The organism is Pontibacterium sp., from assembly GCF_041587635.1.
Lineage (GTDB): Bacteria > Pseudomonadota > Gammaproteobacteria > Pseudomonadales > Balneatricaceae > Pontibacterium.
Window position 1 is genome coordinate 1 of sequence record NZ_JBFGYC010000410.1, and the last position, 3,734, is coordinate 3,734.

3 protein-coding genes are annotated in these 3,734 nt (G+C 49.9%); all 3 read left to right on the forward strand.

Annotated elements, in window-relative coordinates:
• Positions 1-2,586, forward strand: a 2,586-nt coding sequence (gene pepN, locus ABYW01_RS16505) for an aminopeptidase N (protein ID WP_372834791.1), incomplete at its 5' end; no start/stop codon positions are given.
• 85 nt (positions 2,587-2,671) lie between these two features.
• Positions 2,672-3,058, forward strand: a complete 387-nt coding sequence (locus ABYW01_RS16510; RefSeq protein WP_372834793.1) for a hypothetical protein — start codon at positions 2,672-2,674, stop codon at positions 3,056-3,058.
• Positions 3,059-3,096: 38 nt separating this feature from the next.
• A partial coding sequence (locus ABYW01_RS16515) for a helix-turn-helix domain-containing protein (protein WP_372834795.1) occupies positions 3,097-3,734 on the forward strand: 638 nt, incomplete at its 3' end.

The window sequence follows — 3,734 nt, forward strand, 5'->3', positions numbered from 1 at the left end:
GCACCTGGTTACCTGATAGAAAGCACTGATATGCACTTTGAGCTGCATGAGCAGGATACGCTTGTCCGTACCCGGATGCAGGTAATGGCCAACGTCGAAGGCAGTGCTGCGGCTACGTTTGAGTTGTTTGGTCATGAGGATGTGGAGCTATGCCGCATTGCTATCAATGATCAGGTGTTGTCGGAGAAGGATTATCAGCGAGAAGGTGAAAAGCTGATTATCAAAAACGTTCCGGCCTCCTTTCTATGTGAAACCCTGACCCGTATTCAGCCACAGGACAATACTGCTCTGGAGGGTTTATATAAATCGGACGGGATGTTCTGCACTCAGTGTGAAGCCGAAGGTTTCCGTCGGATTACGTTTTACCCGGACCGTCCCGATGTAATGTCGGTGTTCCGTACTACCGTCGAAGCGGATAAAGCGCTGTATCCGGTGTTGTTGTCGAATGGTAATCCGGTAGAGCAGGGTGAGGGTGACGATGGTCGCCACTGGATCACGTGGGAAGACCCATTCCCTAAGCCAGCGTATTTGTTTGCGTTGGTCGCGGGTGATCTGGAATACATCGAAGATAGTTACACCACGATGTCTGATCGTGATGTAAAACTATTGATCTACGGTGAGCAGAAAGATCTCGATAAGCTCGAGTACGCGATGACCTCTTTGAAGAACGCAATGCGTTGGGATGAAGAGGTGTACGGGCGCGAATACGATCTCGATATCTATATGATTGTGGCGGTCGATTTCTTCAATATGGGGGCGATGGAGAACAAAGGGCTTAATATCTTCAATACGTCCTGTGTCCTGGCGCACCCAAAAACGACGACCGATGCGGGCTTTCAGCGGGTCGAAGGTGTTGTTGCGCACGAATACTTTCACAACTGGTCGGGCAACCGCGTGACCTGTCGTGACTGGTTTCAGCTGAGCTTGAAAGAAGGCTTTACGGTATTCCGTGATGCTGAGTTTTCCGCGGATATGAACTCCCGTACGGTCAAGCGTGTCGAAGATGTCGCCTTGTTGCGTACAGCTCAGTTTGCTGAAGATGCGGGGCCGATGGCTCACCCGATCCGTCCGGCCTCTTTTATCGAGATTTCTAACTTCTATACCCTGACGATTTATGAAAAAGGGGCGGAAGTGGTGCGGATGATCCACACCTTGTTAGGGGAAGAGCAATTCCGAGCCGGTACTGATCTCTATTTTGAACGCCACGACGGTCAGGCCGTAACGACGGATGATTTTGTGGCTGCGATGGAAGATGCATCAGGCCGTGATCTGAGTCAGTTCCGTCTTTGGTACAGTCAGGCGGGAACGCCTGAACTGAAAATCAGTGATGAATATGATGCTCAGGCAGATCGCTATGTACTGCATGTGCAGCAAAGCTGTCCGGCAAGCCCAGGGCAAGCGATCAAAGAGCCGATGCATATTCCGCTGGCGATGGGATTGCTGGATCAGCAGGGCCGTGATTTAACGCTGGCAAATGGTGAGACAACATTGGTATTGGATGTGACTGAAGCGGAGCAAAGCTTCACGTTCGAAAATATCCAGTCCCGTCCAGTTCCGTCGCTACTACGTGGTTTCTCTGCACCGGTTAAATCGCATTACCCGTACCAGCGTGATGAGCTGGTGTTCCTGATGGCGAATGACAGCGATGGTTTTGCGCGTTGGGATGCGGCGCAGAAGCTCGCTGTGGATATTATGCAGTCGTTGATTCAGGACTATCAAAATGGGATAGAGCTGACACTGGACAACTGTCTGGTTGACGCGTTCCGTGCGATCCTGGAAAACAGTGCGCTGGATAAAGCGATGGTGGCGAAGGTTCTGACGTTGCCAAGTGAAGCGTATCTGAGTGAGCTGGCAACCGAGATCGATGTGGATGCGATTCATCATGTCCGTAACTTTGTGCGTAAAGCGTTAGCACAAGAGTTGGAGTCTCTTTTGCTATCTGTTTATGAAGCCTGTGAGCTGGCTGGTGAGTATTCACCTGATGCCACCTCGATTGCTCGCCGTAGCCTGAAGAACCTCTGTCTGTCGTATCTGATGGCCACTGAAGAGGCTCGTTATCTGGCGTTGGCGGAAGAACAGTATGTTAACGCAGATAACATGACCGATCAGTCAGCCGCGCTGGCCATGGTTGCACATTCCCGGTTTAAGCAGGCCGCACACAAGTTGCTTGAGCGTTTTTACCAGCAGTGGCAGGATGAAGCGCTAGTGGTTAACCAGTGGTTTGCGATTCAGGCAACGAATCCGGAACCCGGAACATTGGCTGATGTCGAAGCTCTGATGCAGCATCCTGCTTTTGATATGAAAAATCCGAATAAACTTCGTTCATTACTGGGTGGATTCTGCGGCCAGAATGCGATTAACTTCCATATGGCGGATGGCAGTGGTTACCGATTCCTGGGTGACCGTATTCTTGAACTGAATAAGCAAAATCCGCAGGTGGCATCCCGGATGCTGACACCGCTGACACGCTGGAAGAAATATGGTGAAGCGCGACAGCAACAGATGAAGGCTCAACTTCAGCGTATTCTTGATAGCGATGGGCTGTCCAAGGATGTTTATGAAGTGGTGAGCAAAAGTCTGGCATAACTGAAACCTTACTTTAGTCGGGAAGACGCTACTTCCCGGCTTGGTTATACTCAATTTAAAACAATTACATTCGCAAGGATGGACAATGGAACACACTCTTTCGGCGTCAGATAAGTACGAAATCCAACAGAATTTTCGTCGTTATATTCGTTTAAAAGAGCGCTTCGACACAGCTCGTGGTGCTTACGTAACATCCCGTGCCAGCAAGGTATGGGTCGCTGGTGTTGTGGCTTTACTTTTTGCACTGGCGTCTAACTTCTTCTTGGGCGTTGCGACGGGTTTATTTGCCGTGTACTTCTACTCAATGGTACGTAGCTGGATGCAAATTAATGAATCAGAAGAAGGCGTTGAAGAGCTGGATCGTTGGTTCTCTGGCAAAAAGCTGAAGTTTGAAGGCAGCATCCTGTACTTCAGCAATGATCAGTTGCTGGAAAATCCTCTCGATCCTTTCGATGAAGATTGCTATCAGTAAATAAGTACTGGTAGGGCCTGTCCGTCAGGAGGCTCTGCATGCACAGGCACACTAAACCCGGTATTCAGAAAGAATACCGGGGACTCAGTCGGCGTACTTTGTCTCTGTTGCAAGTTTCAGAGGGCATGAACGTCGACTTTAAACGCGATGTCAGTGGCATAAAAAGCCGTGATCTTGTGGCCTTTGCCAATACGCCGCTGGGCGGCACTATTCTGGTCGGTGTAGACGAATATACTGACGTGGACGGTGTTCAGCGTGGCGAGGTTGTGGGTTGTGAGGTCGATGACAATGCGCGACTGGTTATTGTAAACAAAGCAACCGACTGCTTTCCGACGGTAGAGTTGGGTATTTTCGTGGAAAATATTGCCCGAAAACCGATTCTGCGTATCGAAATCCCCCCCGGACATTACAAACCCTACTGCACTCAGCGTGGCGAATACTGTATTCGCTCAGATGCGCGCGTGCGTGCATTGTTCCCCGATGAATTGCTGGCGATCTTTATGGATCGTGAAGGTGAACAGTTTATTTCCCGTTTTCACGATGCCGTACATCAGCTGGAACAGCAGGTTGGTTCTATCCGCCATGTGTTAAGTGCAGGTATGCTGGATGTCAGTGATCATATTCATGATCTGGATGACCAGCTGCGCAGGACACTGAATCGTATTGGCCGTTTAAC

What these genes read in the sequence shown, in the direction of transcription:
- ABYW01_RS16510 (WP_372834793.1), top strand. Translation starts at nt 2,672, where the DNA reads ATGGAACACACTCTTTCGGCGTCAGATAAGTACGAAATCCAACAGAAT.